Annotated in this window: 1 protein-coding gene; it reads left to right on the top strand. The window is 57.7% G+C overall.

Translation table 11 applies throughout. From position 1 onward, the window contains the following. Positions 1-198, top strand: a 198-nt coding sequence (locus R0J92_RS22550) for an Lrp/AsnC ligand binding domain-containing protein (protein ID WP_411053299.1), incomplete at its 5' end; no start/stop codon positions are given. Positions 199-279 lie beyond the last annotated feature (81 nt).

The raw sequence follows: 279 nt of genomic DNA, 5'->3' as shown, positions 1-279 counted from the left end.
GAAGAAGTGATCCGGCGAATTCCGGAGTTCGTCGAATGCGACAAGGTGACGGGCGACGTTTGCTTCATCTGCCGTCTTTATCTGCAGACGATCGATCAGCTTGACGAGATTCTGTCGAAGGTCACCGAGCGCGCGGAGACGAGCACCGCAATCGTCAAGTCGACGCCGTTGGCGCGACGGCTGCCGCCGCTTGGTTAGAGGCGCGAAGAACGAACCGCCTTCGCGCTTTATCGCTCTATCGCTTCAAAGAAGGACAGCATTTCGGCGAGCAATTCGTCC

Origin of the sequence: Tritonibacter sp. SIMBA_163 (assembly GCF_046535935.1) — a bacterium.
GTDB classification, from domain to species: Bacteria; Pseudomonadota; Alphaproteobacteria; order Rhodobacterales; family Rhodobacteraceae; genus Epibacterium; species Epibacterium scottomollicae.
This window is presented reverse-complemented; position numbering and strand designations above follow the sequence as displayed.